At 63.1% G+C, this 17,166-nt stretch carries 16 protein-coding genes; 8 read left to right on the top strand and 8 right to left on the bottom strand.

What is annotated here, in order from left to right:
* Positions 1 to 790: 790 nt before the first annotated feature.
* A complete protein-coding gene (locus ACODTZ_RS16360) occupies positions 791 to 1,837 on the bottom strand; it encodes a polysaccharide deacetylase family protein (protein WP_489026800.1) in 1,047 nt (348 codons plus the stop codon).
* A 134-nt stretch (positions 1,838 to 1,971) separates the two neighbouring features.
* On the opposite strand from ACODTZ_RS16360, the gene ACODTZ_RS16355 reads away from it, so the two are divergent.
* From ACODTZ_RS16355 to der, 3 genes are all read left to right on the top strand, one after another.
* The gene (locus ACODTZ_RS16355) at positions 1,972 to 2,556 is read left to right on the top strand and encodes an NnrU family protein (protein WP_489026799.1); all 585 of its coding nucleotides are present in this window, start codon (positions 1,972 to 1,974) and stop codon (positions 2,554 to 2,556) included.
* Positions 2,557 to 2,660: 104 nt separating this feature from the next.
* The gene (locus ACODTZ_RS16350) at positions 2,661 to 3,344 is read left to right on the top strand and encodes a tetratricopeptide repeat protein (protein ID WP_113237259.1); all 684 of its coding nucleotides are present in this window, start codon (positions 2,661 to 2,663) and stop codon (positions 3,342 to 3,344) included.
* 15 nt (positions 3,345 to 3,359) lie between these two features.
* Positions 3,360 to 4,799 (top strand): ribosome biogenesis GTPase Der, encoded by a 1,440-nt coding sequence (der, locus tag ACODTZ_RS16345; protein WP_047506246.1) that lies wholly within the window; start codon positions 3,360 to 3,362, stop codon positions 4,797 to 4,799.
* Between the two features lie 84 nt (positions 4,800 to 4,883).
* Here the strand turns inward: der and ACODTZ_RS16340 are convergent, their stop codons facing one another.
* Positions 4,884 to 5,117 carry a hypothetical protein gene (locus ACODTZ_RS16340; RefSeq protein ID WP_209191243.1) on the bottom strand — a complete coding sequence of 78 codons (234 nt, stop codon included), beginning with the start codon at positions 5,115 to 5,117 and terminating at the stop codon, positions 4,884 to 4,886.
* A 244-nt stretch (positions 5,118 to 5,361) separates the two neighbouring features.
* Between ACODTZ_RS16340 and ACODTZ_RS16335 the strand changes: the two genes are divergently transcribed.
* Positions 5,362 to 6,624: an MFS transporter gene (locus ACODTZ_RS16335; protein WP_489026798.1), complete on the top strand. Its 1,263-nt coding sequence runs from the start codon at positions 5,362 to 5,364 to the stop codon at positions 6,622 to 6,624.
* A 3-nt stretch (positions 6,625 to 6,627) separates the two neighbouring features.
* Here the strand turns inward: ACODTZ_RS16335 and ACODTZ_RS16330 are convergent, their stop codons facing one another.
* The gene (locus ACODTZ_RS16330; RefSeq protein WP_489026797.1) at positions 6,628 to 7,800 is read right to left on the bottom strand and encodes a glycosyltransferase family 4 protein; all 1,173 of its coding nucleotides are present in this window, start codon (positions 7,798 to 7,800) and stop codon (positions 6,628 to 6,630) included.
* A 213-nt stretch (positions 7,801 to 8,013) separates the two neighbouring features.
* Here ACODTZ_RS16330 and ACODTZ_RS16325 point away from each other — a divergent pair, with 213 nt between their 5' ends.
* Positions 8,014 to 8,910, top strand: a complete 897-nt coding sequence (locus tag ACODTZ_RS16325; protein WP_489026796.1) for a hypothetical protein — start codon at positions 8,014 to 8,016, stop codon at positions 8,908 to 8,910.
* A gap of 2 nt (positions 8,911 to 8,912) precedes the next feature.
* The gene (locus ACODTZ_RS16320; RefSeq protein ID WP_489026795.1) at positions 8,913 to 9,230 is read left to right on the top strand and encodes a hypothetical protein; all 318 of its coding nucleotides are present in this window, start codon (positions 8,913 to 8,915) and stop codon (positions 9,228 to 9,230) included.
* Positions 9,231 to 9,243: 13 nt separating this feature from the next.
* On the opposite strand, the gene ACODTZ_RS16315 is transcribed toward ACODTZ_RS16320, so the two are convergent.
* Positions 9,244 to 10,155 (bottom strand): sugar kinase, encoded by a 912-nt coding sequence (locus ACODTZ_RS16315; RefSeq protein ID WP_489026794.1) that lies wholly within the window; start codon positions 10,153 to 10,155, stop codon positions 9,244 to 9,246.
* Positions 10,156 to 10,372: 217 nt separating this feature from the next.
* Here ACODTZ_RS16315 and bglA point away from each other — a divergent pair, with 217 nt between their 5' ends.
* Positions 10,373 to 12,022, top strand: coding sequence for a beta-galactosidase BglA (gene bglA / locus ACODTZ_RS16310; protein WP_489026793.1), 1,650 nt, complete (start codon positions 10,373 to 10,375; stop codon positions 12,020 to 12,022).
* Here bglA and ACODTZ_RS16305 read toward each other — a convergent pair.
* Together ACODTZ_RS16305 and ACODTZ_RS16300 are read right to left on the bottom strand one after the other, a co-directional pair.
* Positions 12,019 to 13,374, bottom strand: coding sequence for a GAF domain-containing protein (locus ACODTZ_RS16305; protein WP_489026792.1), 1,356 nt, complete (start codon positions 13,372 to 13,374; stop codon positions 12,019 to 12,021). The two genes, bglA and ACODTZ_RS16305, sit on opposite strands and share 4 nt — an antisense overlap.
* Complete coding sequence (locus tag ACODTZ_RS16300; protein WP_489026791.1) at positions 13,371 to 13,841, bottom strand: pyridoxamine 5'-phosphate oxidase family protein; 471 nt, start codon at positions 13,839 to 13,841, stop codon at positions 13,371 to 13,373. The genes ACODTZ_RS16305 and ACODTZ_RS16300 overlap by 4 nt, the downstream gene beginning before the upstream one ends.
* A gap of 128 nt (positions 13,842 to 13,969) precedes the next feature.
* Here ACODTZ_RS16300 and ACODTZ_RS16295 point away from each other — a divergent pair, with 128 nt between their 5' ends.
* The gene (locus tag ACODTZ_RS16295) at positions 13,970 to 14,782 is read left to right on the top strand and encodes an arylamine N-acetyltransferase family protein (RefSeq protein WP_489026790.1); all 813 of its coding nucleotides are present in this window, start codon (positions 13,970 to 13,972) and stop codon (positions 14,780 to 14,782) included.
* Positions 14,783 to 14,813: 31 nt separating this feature from the next.
* Here the strand turns inward: ACODTZ_RS16295 and ade are convergent, their stop codons facing one another.
* Together ade and ACODTZ_RS16285 are read right to left on the bottom strand one after the other, a co-directional pair.
* Positions 14,814 to 16,508 (bottom strand): adenine deaminase, encoded by a 1,695-nt coding sequence (gene ade / locus ACODTZ_RS16290; protein WP_489026789.1) that lies wholly within the window; start codon positions 16,506 to 16,508, stop codon positions 14,814 to 14,816.
* Positions 16,509 to 16,643: 135 nt separating this feature from the next.
* On the bottom strand, positions 16,644 to 17,117 hold the full coding sequence (locus ACODTZ_RS16285) for a MarR family winged helix-turn-helix transcriptional regulator (protein ID WP_489026788.1): 474 nt from the start codon (positions 17,115 to 17,117) through the stop codon (positions 16,644 to 16,646).
* Between the last annotated feature and the right edge of the window lie 49 nt (positions 17,118 to 17,166).

Below are 17,166 nucleotides of genomic sequence, written 5' to 3'. Positions count from 1 at the left end.
AATCTCCCCACCTGTGGGGGAGATGCCCGGCAGGGCAGAGGGGGGTATCACACGGCACAACGCCAACCGTCATGCGACACCCCACGCAATCCCACCCACCACGCACGCCAAAACCGCGCGCGAAGCAAAACCTCGCGACGGTCAGCGTCATAAAGCGGGAAGGGCAGGCGGGTTGTGGTCGGTGGTATTGGTTGTCAGGCTTTCCGCCTGCCCGATCATCTCGGTTTCCGGTTCGCCCGACCCGACAGGAGCGTCTCTCGGATCGGTCTTGCCGGTGGATCATCGGCCCTGACGGCGTCTAATCCCCTTGGCAACCATCACCACACGCCGGATTTCGAGCGGCTGAGCATCCGGTTCGCGACCCGGCTCCCAGTGCGGTGACGAGGGGAGTATGGCGGAGTGGTGCGGGGTGGGGATGAGAAATGTGCGGGGTTGGGGGTAGGGTGTTGAGCGGGTTGAGGGATTTGTTTTGTGGGGTGGGTGGTTGTGCCCGTGAGGTGGGGTGGTGGTATGGGCGGCTTGTTGTGCAGGTTGCTTCGGCTGGTGTTAGTGCTGAGCCATACCCTCCTCTGTCCTGCCGGACATCTCCCCCACAAGGGGGGGAGATCGACTCGTGGCGTGCGCCCAGCCGAACAATGAGCGTGGAGCGAGCGGTCGCCCCTAGCCAATCTCCCCACTTGTGGGGGAGATGCCCGGCAGGGCAGAGGGGGGTATCACACGGTAAAACGCTCGCCGGCAGGCCAGCGCGAGCGTCAGATGGCGTTCACCGAGATCGCACGCAAGGCAGAAATCACAACCCCGAAGCCGGCGTCCCCTGCAGCTTGCCGCGGGCCTTGATCACAGGGATCGCCTCCGAATAGCTCACACAGGCCACATCAGCCCTACGGCAGACATCGCTCACCAGCCGGTCGAGTGCCCGCCAGTAGGCGCCGCCGTTCATCTCGACGAAGTGGAAGCCGAGCTGCAGCGGAATGCGGTCGCCTGCGTATTGCTTGTCGAAGGCGCTTTTGAACGCTCTGTAGGCGCGGTCTTCGAATTCCTTGCTGTCGGCCTTGTCTTCCTCGCCCTTGGAGTGGCGGACGAAGAGGTTGTAGTCCATGCCGACGATCGGGCGGTCGCGCGGGCCCTCGGGGATCAAGGGCAGGCCGAAGCGGATGATGCCGCCTTCCTCGACTGGCATGGCCGGACCCTTGGTGACGAGGCTGGCGTCATAGGTGAAGCCGGCCTTCTTTTCGGCGGCGATCATGTCCGAGCCAGCGGTGGCCGAAAGATAGGGCGCGCGAAAACCATGGATGCCATGGTCGACGAGATCCTGCCAGCCCTTCGGCTCTTCCAGATCGACGCCCTTCCAGGCATTCTTCAGCGTCCGGTGGAAGGTGGCGTATTCGTCCGACCAGTCGGCCTCGCTCCACTGGCGGCCGTCGAAATGGCCGCAGGCGTGGCTGGAGATGTCGTGGCCTTCGAGATGGGCGTGCCAGATGTTACCGAGGCGCTCGCGGATCTCGTCGTCGCTCTGGGCAAAGCCGATGTTGGAGCGGCCGGGCTTCTGGTGCGGTGCCTGATAGGCCTTCTTCATCTCCTTGTTCATCAGGAAGGTGCAGGAGAGGAAATAGGTGAAATGCGCGCCGTTCTTCGCCGCCATCTCGCGGCTCTTCTGCCACAGCGCATTGTCGTGGGCGCCGTCGAAGGAGATCATCACCAGCTGCTTCGGCTTGGTCGCCGGGGTGGCGTTTGCGGCGCCGTCGGCGGTCTGGGCGAGCGCCGGGGCAATGGCCGGCGCCAGCAGCGAGAGGGCGAGCGAAAGGGAAAGACAGGAACGAGAGATAAAACCAGACATCAAAGTAGACATGGGCACCGCGACAATTTGTTTCGGGCTTTTCTGTTACAGAATTGAGGCGAAGCTGCGGTGCCGCTGGCATTTTCCTGCTCACGACGATAAGCCTGTCTCATAGTCAAAACAGGAATTTAGCGATGCAGCTTCTCATCTTGAGCCTCATCCTCTTTATCGGCCTTCACCTGATCCGCGTCGTCGTTCCGGATTTCCGCCGGTCGATGATCGACAAGCTCGGCAAGCCGGTCTGGGGCGCCGTCCACGGCATCCTCAGCATCGTGACGCTGCTGTTCCTCGCCTACGCCTTCGATCAGGCGCGCGGCATGTATGGCACGCTCTACAATCCGCCGATCTGGATGGCGCATATCACGCTGACCCTGATGCTGATCGCGATGATCTGTCTGGTGGCGGGCTTCCTGCCCGCCGGGCATATCCGCGCCAAGCTGAAGTTTCCGCTTCTGGTGGCGATCAAGATCTGGGCGCTGTCGCATCTTCTGGCCAATGGCGAGCCGGAGGCGATCGTGCTGTTCGTGGCGTTTCTTGCCTGGGCGGTGCTGCTCCGGATCTCGATGAAGCAGCGGCTGCGCAATGGGGAAATCACGTTGCCGGTGTTCGTCTCGGCCAAGTATGACCTCTGTGCCGTCGTCATCGGCGCGGTGCTTTGGGCGGTCATCCTGTTCAAGCTGCACGAACTGGTGATCGGCGTTTCTCCGCTTGTGATGTAACGATTCTTTCACATCCCCCTTACAACGGATGCAAAATGGGGTAGAAGGCCCGACAATGTGCGTGCAACCCGCATGATTTTGCATATCCGCTGCCGGAGACGAGAATGGCATTCAACGACGATAGCTTCATTCGTGAGGTCAATGAGGAACTGCGTTCGGACCAGATGAAGGGTGCGTGGCAGCGTTTCGGCCGCTACCTGATCGTGCTGGCCGTCCTCATCGTTCTCGGCACGGTCGGCTACAAGGTGTTCCAGTATTGGGATAACAACCAGTCGTCCGGCACCGGCGACCAGTTCATCGCCGCCATGAAGCTTGCCGACGAGAACAAGAGCGACGAGGCGCTGACCGCGCTCGAGAAGCTCGAGAAGGAAGGTCACGGCGACTATCCGATCCTGGCCCGTCTGCGCGCTGCCTCCGTGCTTGCCCAGAAGGGTGACGCCACGGGCGCCATCGCCGCCTTCGACGTGATCGGCAAGGATCAGAAGGCGCCGGCGCCGATCCGCGATGCCGCCAAGATGCGCGCCGCATGGCTCCTGATCGAAAACGGCACCTATGAGCAGGTCTCGGCCCAGGTCGAGGAAATGGCTGTTCCGACCAACGCATTCCGCCACTCCGCTCGCGAAGCGCTCGGCCTTGCCGCCTACAAGGCCGGCAACATGGCTCAGGCCCGCCAGTGGTACCAGGCGATCGCCGACGATGCGCAGTCACCGCGCAATGTTGCCAATCGCGCCCAGATGATGCTTGATAACATCACCGCATCCGGCAAGGCGCCCGCCGCACAGGGCTGAGTTTAGGGTATTTCAATGAGCTTTACGGTCGCGATCGTCGGTCGCCCGAATGTCGGCAAGTCGACGCTTTTCAACCGGCTGGTCGGAAAGAAGCTGGCGCTTGTCGACGACACGCCCGGCGTCACCCGCGACCGCCGCCCCGGCGACGCGCGCCTGATGGGGCTGACCTTCACCATCATCGATACCGCTGGTCTCGAAAAGGCCGAGGCCGAGAGCCTGCAGGGCCGCATGCGCGCCCAGACGGAAGCGGCGATCGACGAGGCCGATATCTCGCTCTTCGTGGTCGATGCCAAGTTCGGCCTGACGCCGGTCGACAAGGAACTGGCCGAGATGCTGCGCCGTCGCGGCAAGCCGGTCGTGCTCGTCGCCAACAAGTCGGAAGCCAAGGGCTCGGACGGCGGCTTCTACGATGCCTATACGCTCGGGCTCGGCGAACCGGTGCCGATTTCTGCCGAACACGGGCAGGGCATGCTCGACCTGCGCGACGCGATCGTCGAAGCGGTCGGCGAGGATCGCGCCTATCCGCCGAAGGAAGACATAGCCGAGACCAACGTCAATCTTCCTCACGAGATGGAAGAGGACGAAGACTACGAGCCCGAATATGACGACACCAAGCCGCTGCGCGTGGCGATCATCGGCCGCCCGAATGCCGGCAAGTCGACACTGATCAACCGCTTCCTCGGCGAGGACCGGTTGCTGACCGGCCCCGAGGCCGGCATTACCCGCGACAGCATTTCCGTCGAATGGGACTGGAACGGCCGCACCATCAAGATGTTCGATACGGCGGGTATGCGCCGCAAGGCGCGCGTGACCGAGAAGCTCGAGAAGCTGTCGGTCGCCGATTCCTTGCGCTCCATCCGCTTCGCCGAGACCGTGGTCATCGTCTTCGACGCGACCATTCCCTTCGAGAAGCAGGACCTGCAGTTGGTCGACCTCGTGGTTCGCGAGGGACGCGCCGCGGTTCTCGCCTTCAACAAGTGGGACCTGATCGACGAGCCGCAGGCGCTTCTGGCGGACCTGCGCGAGAAGACCGAGCGGCTGTTGCCGCAGGCGCGCGGCATACGCGCCGTGCCGATCTCGGGCCAGACCGGCCGCGGCCTCGACAAGCTGATGCAGTCGATCATCGATACGGACATGACGTGGAACCGCCGCATCTCGACCGCCAAGCTGAACCGCTGGTTGGATTCGATCACGACGCAGCATCCGCCACCGGCCGTCTCCGGCCGCCGCCTGAAGCTGAAATACATGACCCAGGTCAAGGCCCGTCCGCCGGCCTTCATGATCTCCTGCACCCGCGCCGACGCGCTGCCGGAATCCTACACGCGCTATCTGGTCAACAGCCTGCGCACGGATTTCAACATGCCCGGCGTGCCGATCCGGATCATGTATCGCGAGAAGGACAATCCGTACGAATCCAAGAGCGGCGGACGACGCAAGCCGCAGCCGGCGAAGTAGCAGCTTCGCCTGGTAGCTGGCCAAGTGATATGTCGGGTGCAGCCAAGGCTGCGCCCGCTTCCTTAGCGATGAAGATGGGCTGTCTCAGCCGTCGAAGTAATAAACCGGCTCGCGGGTCAATTCGCCGTTGCCGACATGGCCATAGACGTCGTTTCCAAGAATCCAGAAGCTTATCGCCTGGGTCTCCATGGAAAAAATATAGTCTCCTGATATCCAGTGCTCGGCTTTACTTCCGGATAGCGAAAACAGGTGTTCGCCGGCCTGGTACATGACCGCCTTGTGCGACTTCGAATCATATAGATAACGTTCGTCAGCCATGTTGCGCCCTGATTCTACATGCAAAGAATCTCACGCCGACCTGTGTTTGTCTAATAATCCTGATTTAATATGTATGACCATTTTTGGTATAAAGGCTGCCGGGGCTGCGCGCCGGGCGGGCAATTCTTGAAAATTATGTGACAGGCTGTCGGATGCGGCCGATGTCGGACGTCTTGATGGGGAGGGCACGGATCGTCTTTTATAGGGCATCCGCGCCGGATCGGTTCGCACAGGGAGGTGCACGATGATGAGCCATTCGCATCAAGGGTCCTATCGGTGGGTGATCGTGGCAGCGGGGGCGCTGATGACCTGCGTCGCGCTCGGGGCGATGTTTTCGCTGGCGATCTTCCAGGAGCCGATCGCGCTCGACACCGGCTGGTCGCATATCGGCATCGCCAGCGCGATGACGCTCAATTTCATCGTCATGGGCAACGGCGGCTTCGTCTGGGGGGCCGCAAGTGATCGCTTCGGGCCGCGCGCCGTGGTGCTTGTCGGCGCCGCGCTGCTCGGGCTGGCGTTGGTTCTTTCCAGCCGGGCGGTGACGCTCCTGCAATTCCAGCTGACCTACGGCATCCTTGTCGGCATCGCCGCCAGCACCTTCTTCGCACCGATGATCGCGGCGACCACTGCATGGTTCGACGAGCATCGCGGGCTTGCCGTCTCGCTGGTCTCGGCCGGCATGGGCGTGGCGCCGATGACCATCTCGCCCTTCGCCCGCTTCCTGATCTCGGCCTATGACTGGCGCACCGCCATGCTGATCATCGGCATCGGCGCCTGGGTGCTGTTGCTTCCGGCCGCACTCCTGGTGCGGCGCGCGCCCGAAAGCGCTGACGATGAGATTTGCGCAGCGCCGGTTGGTGGCGCGACCGCCACCGGCTCATTGCCGGCGGAGCGGGGGAATGCACGGCTCTCCGACGTGTTCCGCTCGCCGCAGTTCATCGTGCTCGGGCTGACCTTCTTCGCTTGCTGCGCCGCCCATTCCGGGCCGATCTTTCATATGGTGAGCTACGCGACGATCTGCGGCGTGGCGCCGATGGCGGCCGTCAGCATCTACAGCGTCGAGGGACTGGCGGGGCTGGGCGGCCGGTTGATCTACGGCTCGCTTGCGGATCGCGTCGGTGTCAAGCCCGTGATTGTCGGCGGGCTGCTCATCCAGGCAATTGCGCTGATGGGCTATCTCTTCGTCAGCCGGCTCGGAGAATTCTACGCGCTGGCGATGATCTTCGGCAGCGCCTACGGTGGCGTCATGCCGCTTTACGCAGTGCTGGCGCGGGAATATTTCGGCCAGAGGATCATCGGGACCGTCTTCGGCGCCGCTACCATGCTCTCCAGCCTCGGCATGGCCTTCGGCCCGCTGATCGGCGGCTGGATCTTCGATCACTTCGCCAATTACTCCTGGCTGTTCATCGGCTCGGCGCTGGTGGGGCTGGGCGCGGCCGCGATCGCGCTGGCGTTTCCGCCGCTGCCGGGGGAGAGGGGGCGACAGGTGGTGGGGGCTGCGGAGTAGGGTTTACACCATCGTCGCCGCATCCCCATCGCCGAGGCGCTTGTTGCGCGGCAGGGACTTGGCGGCGTATTGCCAGGCTTTCTTCCACTTCGGGGTGATCACCCCGTTGGCGGCGCGGATGTTGGTGATGAACTGCAGCGTCGCCGCTTCCCAGGAATATTGGACGGCGAGTTCGCGGGCCTTTTGCCGCGAGGCGGAGAGCGCCGCGAGGCAGGCGATACGCAGGTCGTCGTCGAGCGCGCCGACCTCGCTATCCTCGCCGATGATATCGAGCGGGCCGGTGACCGGGTAGGCGGCGACGGGGACGCCCGAGGCAAGCGCCTCGAGAATGGTGTTGCCGAAGGTATCGGTCAGCGACGGGAAGACGAAGACATCGGCCTGGGCGTAGATCGCCGCCAGTTCCGGGCCGACCTTGAGGCCAGTGAAATTCACATCCGGATAGCGCTTCTCGAGCTCGGCGCGAGCCGGGCCATCGCCGACGACCACCTTGGAGCCGGGCAGATCAAGATCGAGAAAGGCCGGCAGGTTCTTTTCCAGCGCCACCCGACCGACCGTCATGAAGATCGGGCGGGCAAGGCCGAAGGGCTTTTCCTCTAGCTCGGCCGGGTGGAACTGGTTGGCGTCGATGCCGCGCGTCCAGGGCATCAGGTTACGGATGCCCTTTTCGGAAAGCTCGCGCGCCAAAGAGGGCGTCGCCACCATGCAGCCGGCGCCGGAATTGTGGAACCACTTGACGAAGGCGTAGAGCCAGCTCTTCGGAATGGGGAGCCGCGCCGCGACATATTCGGGAAAGCGGGTGTGGTAGCTGGTGGAGAACGGCATGCGGTTCTTCAGGCACCAGCGCCGCGCCGTCAGCCCCAGCGGCCCCTCGGTGGCGATATGGACGTAGGACGGCTTGTGCTTGGCGATTTCGCGGGCGACGCTGCGGTAGCGGGCGATCGACAGACGGATTTCGGGATAGGTGGGGCAGGGGATGTTGCGGAACCCCTGCGGCGTCACCATCGCCACCTCGACGCCGATCTTGGCGAGCTCACGGTTGGTGTTTTCGATCGAGCGGACGACGCCGTTGACCTGCGGATGCCAGGCATCCGTGACGATGACCAGCCGCTCCGGCTTGCCCATCGGCAAAGCGGCGACGTTATCGCCATCGCTGGCATTTTGCAGGCGTTGCAACATGATCCGACTTCCATCCGCGCCATCGGCGCACAGCTCCGGGCGGGCGCCGGATAATCGATTCCCGCGCTCTTATTCTCGCTGCTGTCGATGATGGAAATATTACAGACGGGCGGTACAGCCTGATGCAACTTGGGCCGTGATCTTGGGTTGTGTTTGGTTTGTTGTTTGCAATCGGCAATGTGCTATCCCTAGCTGCAGTTAGGGGAACAATCCATGTTGAAACGATTGCGGGTGCTGGCGTTGCTGGCGGCCACGGCTTTGGCCGGCTGCGCCAGTGTGGATGCGACTGATATTCAGAAGTTTGGCGTGGCGACGGCGGCGGTTGCGCAGGCGGCGCGGGATGCCGGTACGATAAATCAGGCGATGGGAGATAAGCGCGACGTCGAGAAGGAGGCATATCTATTCACCAACGGCAACAGGGCATACGCTTTTCCGCCCAAAGCTGCGCCTTCTCAAGCTCACGTAGACAGACAATGGAACCAGCGGATCGCCTTCGCGCAGGCGCTTTCCGACTATGGTCAATCTCTCGCGAAAGCGGCTGCGGGCGTAGCGGGAGACCAGCTCGATACGTCGCTCAGCAATCTGCAAACGGCGGCGACTACCGTCGCGCCGAAGTTGACTGAAAGAACGAACTTCGATGCCGTCTCAAGCGGAATTAGCTTGCTCGCGCACAAGGCCATCACGGAGGTTGCGTATCGGAGGATCCAGCACATTGCTGCACAGGCGCATCCCTCGATCGTCAAAGGACGTGTGCTTCTTGCTGAGGATTTCCGTTTCATGGCCAGAAATGCCCGCTCGTCATATCTCGACTGGGCGCTATGGCAAAATGCCTCGCTTGATGCAATCCAATCGCGCTCGAGCGGCCGCGAGCGATACGCGGCCTATCATGACTTCCTGAAAGATCGTGGCGATATGCAGGCTGCGGTGGCCGCGCTCGTGCCGCGTTCGTCGACTGATCGGCCCAGCTACGAAGTGCTTCTCGACAAGCTCGTTGCGGCTCACAAGACGCTGGCGGACGGTACGCCAGATCCCGAGAACCTTGAACAGTTCATAGCAGCAGCAAAAGAGCTGCAGGCGGCAGTCGAGCCGTTTCTCGGCGATAGGGGGTAGGGATGGTCACATACCGAAATGCATATGAACGTATCGAGCAGGCCATGCTGGCGGCCACGACCGCGAGCATAAAGTCTACGTCCCATAAAGATCAAAAGCGGTTTGCCGATCTCAGCGATATATTCAAAGCAGAGCTGAATGAACTGACGGCGAAAGCTCTTGAACATAGTTCATCACAGTACGTGCCTCAGACTGCCGCGATGCTGTGGGGGAAGACCAAACTGGACGAAATAAGAAAGGAACTTGAAGATTGGGCGCGGGTCAGCGATGCGGCAGCGAGAATAGTAGAGGCGATAATGCGGGTTCTCACGTTGCTTTAGCCGACATCCCCACTCAAACCCCAAGCTTATCCTTCGCCACCAGCGCCCCATGCTCGCTGACAACGCGCGCCGCGACCTTGGCGGCGAAGCGGGCGGATGCGGGGGCGTCCTGGGTTTCGAGATAGTGGGCGATGAAGGCGCCGTTGAAGCTGTCGCCGGCGCTTGTCGTGTCGACGACCTGCTCCACCCGCTCTGAGGGCACGAAGGTCTCTTCGCCGTCGAAATCGAGCGTTATGCCGTCGGCGCCGTTCTTGACGACGACATCGCGGACGCCAAGCGCGCGGTAGCGGTGGATGGTCGCTTCGATCGAGACGTCGCCGAAGTGCAGGGCCTCGTCCTCGAAGCTCGGCAGCACCATCGATGCGGCGCGCGCGCCTTCGCTGATGGTGGCGTGCATCTCGTCATAGCCCGACCACAGGCGCGGGCGGATGTTGGGGTCGAAGGCGACGAGCTTGCCGGATGCCTTGGCGCGGCGTGCTTCCGACAGCAGCGTGTCGGCGTCGTCGCGCGAGAGTATCGCCAGCGTGATGCCGGAGAAATACACGACGTCGGCGCCTTCGATCGCCTGGCGCAGGAAGTCGGCATCGGCGGCGAGCTGGCGGGCGGCGGAGCTGTCGCGCCAGTAGCTGAAGGAGCGTTCGCCGTCCTTCAGGCTGATCATGTAGAGGCCGGGCGCCTTGCCCTTGATGCGGCGAATGCTCTCCGTGCCGATGCCGGCTTCTTTGAAGAAGGCCACCATCTCGTCGGACATGGCGTCGTCGCCGAGCGCGGTGCAGTAGTCGACCGACCAATCCTGAGGAAGGCAGGCGCGGGCGTACCAGGCGGTGTTCAGCGTATCGCCGGCAAAGCCCTTGCGCAGCAGCCCGGCGCCGGCCTGCGACAGCTCCACCATGCATTCCCCGATCGATAGAAAACGTCCGCCCACTGCCTGCCTCCCAGATGTTGCGTGTTCGCTGATACGCGCCGCGCGCGACGCTGACAAGCGCGGATTGGCCGGATATCGCGATGTCCGGCTCGCGGGATGCCGGCGGGCTGGCCGGTGTCTTTGCAACTGGCGCGCAAAAAGACGTGAGCGCGGTTGTCTTTTACTTTCTGCGCTTTAGTCTCGGCATGGACAGGAACATGGCGAGGATATGCGACAGATGGTGGTTCGGACGGGCGGGAATGCGGACTGGTGGCGGGGTGCTGTTGTCTATCAGGTCTATCCGAGATCGTTTCAGGATACGAATGGCGACGGGCTCGGCGACCTCAAGGGGATCACCAGGCGTCTGCCCTATATCGCCAGCCTCGGCGTCGACGCGATCTGGCTCTCGCCCTTCTTCAAGTCGCCGATGGCCGACATGGGCTACGACGTTTCCGATTATTGCGACGTCGACCCGATTTTCGGGACGATCGCCGATTTCGACGAGATGATGGTGGCCGCGCATGCGCTGGGGCTGAAGGTGATCATCGACCAGGTGATCTCGCATACCGCTGATGTGCACCCCTGGTTCGTCGAAAGCCGCTCCAGCCGCACCAACGACAAGGCGGACTGGTATGTCTGGGCCGACCCGAAGCCGGATGGGACGGCGCCGAACAACTGGCTGTCGATCTTCGGTGGGCCGGGCTGGGAGTGGGACGGCGTGCGCCGGCAGTATTACCAGCACAATTTCCTCACCTCGCAGCCGGATCTCAACTTCCACAATGAGGATGTGCAGGACGCGCTTCTGAAGACGGTAAAATTCTGGCTCGATCGCGGGGTCGATGGCTTCCGGCTGGATACGGTCAATTACTACTTTTGCGACAAGCTCCTGCGCGACAACCCTCCGCACGAGCCTGATGTCAGCGATGGCGGGCTGGATGCGCCGGATACCAACCCCTATGGCATGCAGAACCATCTCTACGACAAGACGCAGCCGGAAAATATCGGCTTCCTGCAGCGTTTTCGCGCGCTGCTCGACCGCTATGAGGGGCGCACGACGGTCGGCGAGGTGGGCGACGGGGCGCGCTCGCTGAAGACGGTCGCGGCCTATACGACGGGCGGCGACAAGCTGCACATGTGCTACACCTTCGACCTCCTGGGACCGGAGTTCACCGCGGCCCATATCCGCAACTGCGTCGATGCCTTCCAGAAATCCGTGGCCGATGGGTGGGTCTGCTGGGCCTTCTCCAACCACGACGTCAACCGCCATCTCAGCCGTTTCGCCAAGACGGTTGAAGAGCGGCCCGTGGTCGCCAAGCTGGCGATCTCGGTGCTTTCCGCACTGCGCGGCTCGATCTGCCTCTACCAGGGCGAGGAACTTGGCCTGCCGGAAGCCGATCTCGCCTTCGAGGACCTGCGCGACCCCTACGGCATCCGCTTCTGGCCGGCCTTCAAGGGCCGCGACGGATGCCGCACGCCGATGCCCTGGGAAGCAGCCAAGGCGCATGCCGGCTTCACCACGGCCGAAAAATCCTGGCTGCCGGTGCCCTATGAGCAGGCGGCACTTTCCGTCGATGTGCAGGAGGGCGATGCGCATTCGGTGCTCACCCACTACCGCGACACGCTGGCCTTCCGCAAAAAGCATCCGGCGCTGATCGACGGGGCGATGACCTTCCTCGACACGAACCAGGATCTGCTGGTGTTTACGCGAAAGAAAGAGGGCGAGACGCTGCTGTTTGTGTTCAACCTGACACGGGAGCCGGCGTTGTTCGGTTTGCCTGCGGGCTTTGAGAGGGTATCTCCGGTGGAAATGCCGGGCTTCGTTTCGCGCATCGAAAAGGGTGTGGTGATGTTGAACGCGTTGGACGGGTTCTGCGCGCGGCTTGGCTAATCGCCGTCCATCGTCGTTTCCTCGACGAAGACAGGCTGTCCGTCGAAGGCCAGCGAGAATTGTCCGCGCCCGGTCGGCACCAGCTGGATGGGCGAGGTCTTGTCGGCGAGGCGGCGGCGCAGGAGGAGAAGCCGGGTCTCGAGGTTGTCCTTGAATTCGGGAAGCCTAAGCGATGTGGAGAGGCGCAGTTCGCGGTTGGTGAAACCGGTACGGCCGCTCTCCACATGGGCGCGCAGCATGTGGTTCAGCAGCCGGCCGGCAATGCCCTTGATGATGTATTCGTCGGCAATGAAGATGCTGTCGTCGAAGGCGTAGTAGCGGATTTCGATCCGGTGGGTGTTCTTCCCCGGCGGCTGCCCTGAAGGCGCCGGCTTCTGGTCTTCCGGCAATGCTTGCGACAGGGCGATGACACCGGCCAGATGCTGGGCCGCAAGCGTCAGCGCTGCCTCCCGCACTGCCGTAAAGGCAAGCCTTCGGCGGCTTTCGGCGCCGAGAACGCCGATGAGGTGACCGCCTGAGATCATCGGCACGGCAATTTGGCTCATGGTCTCGGCATCCATCGGCGGGGCGATGGTGCGGGTCAGATTTTCATTCTCGGCCGATGCCTTGACCGCGGCGCTGTAGCGTCGCGCCCGGCTGAGATCGCTGATCTTGACGATATCCCGCTCACGGGCCGCACTGCCGAAGATGCCGTCTCCGAAGGCGATCTCCGAGCCGACGCCCGACCGCTCGTAGCCCAGGCTGCCCGCCGTCGCGAGCTGGCCGCTGTTTTCGTCGGCGAGAAACACGACGGTCTGGTCGCATTCAAGCGTGTCGCGCATCCATTCCAGCGTCGCGTCAAGGGCGGTGTCGATCTGCGCGGGAAGGTGGGCGAGTGTCATGGCGAGGGTGGCGGTCGCCTCAAGCAGCGGCTCGCGCGCCACCGGCTCGATCGGGGCATCTACGGGTGAGGGGTAGATCGTGATATCGACCACCCGGAAGATATCGACGCCGCGAAGCCGCATGATGCCGGCCATGCCGACCTGCGCGCTCGTCGCATCGAGTTGGGTCGAAACGCGGCTGAACAGCGGACCGTCGAAGACGGTCTTCTCATAGACGGCGCGCAACCGGCACTGGCCGCCACGGGCGCCATCGACCAGCAATATGGCTGCCTTCGGGTTTTCCGCGAGATTTGCCATGGTCGTGTTGAAAAACTGGTTGGAGAGGCCGACGCGCTCGTCGTCCACCAGCACGACATGCGAGAGGTAGGAGACATTGGGAATGCCGTCCGCCGAGGAAGTAGCGATGATCGAGGGGACGATGCCCTCGAAGAAGGTCTCCATATCGCGTAGCCGCAGCGCGATCTCCTTCATGCGGGCGCTCCGATCAGCGCGCCGGCGCTGCTGCCGGGCGTCTTGATGGAGATGGTGCGGACATCGAGTATGGCGGTGGCGAGATCGCGGGATGTCAGCCAGACCTCGATCATCGACGAGGGGACGCCCTGCTCGGCGAGTGCTGTGGTGACGCCGGCGATATAGCGCTCGCAGAGCACGCGGTCGTCTTCGGTGGCGGCGCGCAGGCTGGCGCTGCCCTTCAGCTGAAGCGAGCGATAATCGGACGGGCGCACGAAGGTGAAGGCGGCTTGCCCGGTCTCGATTATGTTGGCGAGCGTATCCGGCCACTGCCAACCGGAGATCAAGACTTCGATGGTTTCGCCACTCGGCAGGACGCGGCAGCCGACGCCGCGGCCGACATCGGGCTGGTTGGCACTATCGCTGGTGCCGACGATCATCATGACAGGGCCGGCAATGAAACCGGCGATTTCCTCATCGAAACGCACCCGACCGATCCCCAGATGTCCCCGCCGCCAGCATAAGCGAGGGGCTGCGCCGTTAGCAAACTTTTAGGGAGCGGCGGCAAATGGGCGACGGTACAAGCTTGGTGTCACACCAGATGAGGGATCAGGACATGTTTGACTTCGACCAATATGCGAGGCGGATCGGCCTCAAGGACATCGACATCACGCCGGCCGGGCTCACCGCCCTGCAGCGGGCGCAGCTTGCCGCCATTGCATTCGAAAGCATCGACCCTTTTCTTGGCCGGGTTCCTAGCCTGCAGCCCGCCGATATCTGGAAGCAGCTCGTCGAGAAGAAGCGCGGGGGATATTGCTTCCAGCTCAACTGGCTGTTCGGCGAGGCGCTGAAGCATCTCGGGTTCGAGGCGCGGCCGATCCTCGGGCGGGTGCGCATGGGAGCGCCGGTCGGCGGCATCAGGGCGCATCTCGCCTGGATCGTGACCATCGGCGGCGAGGAGTGGCTGGCGGATGCAGGCTTCGGCGGGCCGGGACCGCGCGATCCGGTTGCCATCCGGCCCGGCGAACAGCTGATCGGTGGCATGACCTTCCGCCTGCGGGACGACACGGCAACCGCCGAGCTGGTGCTGGAATGGCAGGGGCCGGACGGGTGGTTCCCGCTGTTCGGCTTCGATGAAAGCCCGTTCACGCAGGCCGATCTCGAAGGCGCCAACCAGCTTTGCACCGTCTGGGCGGCGCTGCCGTTCCGCGACAACCTGATGATGAGCATCCGCCTGCCGGATGCCGATGTGGCCTTGATGAACCGTTGCCTCCGGCGCTCGGGCGCGCAGGGAACGAAGAGCCTGCAGATCGGATCGGCCGACGAGCTGGCGACCTCCCTGCGTGATCTCTTCGGTCTCGATTGCGAGCCGGAAACCGTGGCGCGGATCTGGTCAAGGCTCGACACGCCGGTGCGGGCTGCCGCCTGAACCGGAAGGTGGTCTTCTTTCCGCGTGGATGTCAGATCAGCTTGAACTGATCGACATCCACCATGCCCCTGTCCGATATCTTCAGATGCGGGATAACGGGCAGCGGCAGGAAGGCGACCTGGAGGAAGGGTTCTTCGAGGGTCGTGCCGAGGGCGTAGGCTGCTTTTCTGAGGTCGTGCAGCGTGTCGCGGACGGTCTCGTAGGGTTCGAGGCTCATCAGGCCGGCGAGCGGCAGCGGGATTTCGCCGGTGACCTTGCCGTCCTCGACGACGACGAAGCCGCCCTTGATTTCGCCGAGCCGGTTGGCGGCCATCGCCATGTCGTCTTCCGAGACGCCGACGACGCAGATGTTGTGGCTGTCATGACCGACGGTGGAGGCGATCGCGCCCTTCTTCAGGCCGAAGCCCTGGACGAAGCCGTTGGCGTGGTTGCCGTTCTTGCCATGGCGCTCGATGACGGCGACCTTGATGATGTCGTTGTCGAGATCGACCGCCGTCTGGTTGCCCTTGACGGGCAGGCGGTAGCGGCGGTGTTCGGTGATGATCTTGCCCGGCATGACGCCGATGACGGGTGTTTCGCCATCGGCAACCGGCACGCCGAAGTGGGCGGCGTTCACCGTTCGCGCCTTGACGCTGTCGAGGCCGACGGGGGCGATGGGCTTGCGGGTTTCGAAGAGCGCCGAGGTGACCTTGCGGCCGGCGGAGAAGACCAACTCGGCCTTGCAGTTTTCCAGGCTGTCGAGGATCGCGAGGTCGGCGCGCCAGCCGGGGGCGACGAGGCCACGGTCTCTTAGACCGAAGGCACGGGCGGCGGAGATCGAGGCGGCGCGGTAGATGGCGAGCGGCTCGACGCCGTTCTTGATCGCGGTGCGGATCATGTAGTCGAGATGGCCCTGCTCGGCGATGTCGAGCGGGTTGCGGTCGTCGGTGCAAAGCGCCAGGTGCGGCGACAGGCGCTCGGTGATGATCGACATCAGCGCGTGCAAATCCTTGGAGACGGAGCCTTCGCGCACCAGGATGTGCATGCCCTTGCGGATCTTTTCCAGCGCTTCCTCGGCGCTGGTGCATTCATGCTCGGTGCGGATGCCGGCTGCGAGATAGCCGTTGAGGTCGTTGCCCGAGAGAAGCGGGGCGTGGCCGTCGATGTGCTCTCCTTGAAAGGCAGCAAGCTTGGCCATGCAGACGGGATCCTTGTGGATCACGCCGGGGAAATTCATGAATTCGGCAAGGCCGATGACCTTCTCGTGGTCGCGGAAGGGCAGGAGCTTTTCGATCGGCAGGTCGGCGCCGGAGGTTTCCAGATGCGTGGCGGGGACGCAGGAGGAGAGCTGGACGCGGATGTCCATGATGGTTTGTTCGGCAGAGTCCAGGAAGTAGCGGATGCCTTCTTCGCCGAGCACGTTGGCGATCTCGTGCGGGTCGCAGATCACGGTCGTGACGCCATAGGGGAGCACGCAGCGGTCGAACTCGTGGGGGGTGACGAGCGAGCTTTCGATGTGCAGATGCGTGTCGATGAAGCCGGGCACGACGATCTTGCCGGATATGTCGATCTCGGTCTTGCCGTTGTAATCGCCGCAGGTGCCGACGATGGTGTCGCCGGAGATGGCGATATCGGATTGCACCAGTTCGCCCGTCACCAGATCAAAGAACCGCCCGCCCTTGAGCACGATATCGGCCGGTTCGCGGCCGGTTCCCTGGTCGATGAGGCGTTCTAGTCTTTCGGTCATGGTACTCTCTGGTTCGATTTTGTGTTGGCGGCCACTTTAGAGAGGCGGGCGCTGCATGGGAAGGCGCGGATCGGTCTTGTCCTGGTCCATGCCGTCGCAGGGGTCGCCCCGTTCCGGGGTGGGGCAGGGTTGCGTCTATTCGGTCTTGCCAAGGGCGCCGATCAGCGTGTGGATCTGCTGGTTCAAGGCTTCGATCTCGGTCAAGGTCATGCCGGAACGGCTGAGCAGCGTGTCGCCCAGGCATTTGCTGCGGGCGAGCATGTCGCGGCCCGTCTGGGTCAGGAAGACGTTCACCTGGCGTTCGTCGAGCGTCGAGCGGCGACGTTCGAGGAGGCCTGCCTGCTCCAGGCGCTTGACCGGCGGGGTGATGGTGCTCGATTCCAGCGACAGCCGGTCGGCGATGGCGCCGATCGTGGCGCCATCCTGCTCGCCCAGCACGTTCAACACCAGATATTGCGGATAGGTGATGCCCATCTCGTCCAGCATCGGCTTGTAGGTGCGGTTGATGGCGAGGCTTGCCGCATAGAGCGAGAAGCACAGCTGGTCGTCCAGCGGCGGCGTGGTGGCGCCGGGTTCGGGCTTATGGGAGGCGTGTATCTGGTCGGTCATGCCGAGGCTCCATATGTCTGCTCGATTACCGCTATCATAAAAATGATAT

It is taken from the genome of Rhizobium sp. FG113 (genome assembly GCF_057809895.1).
Note: the sequence above shows the minus strand (reverse complement) of the source record. Positions and strands in the feature narration are given on the sequence as shown.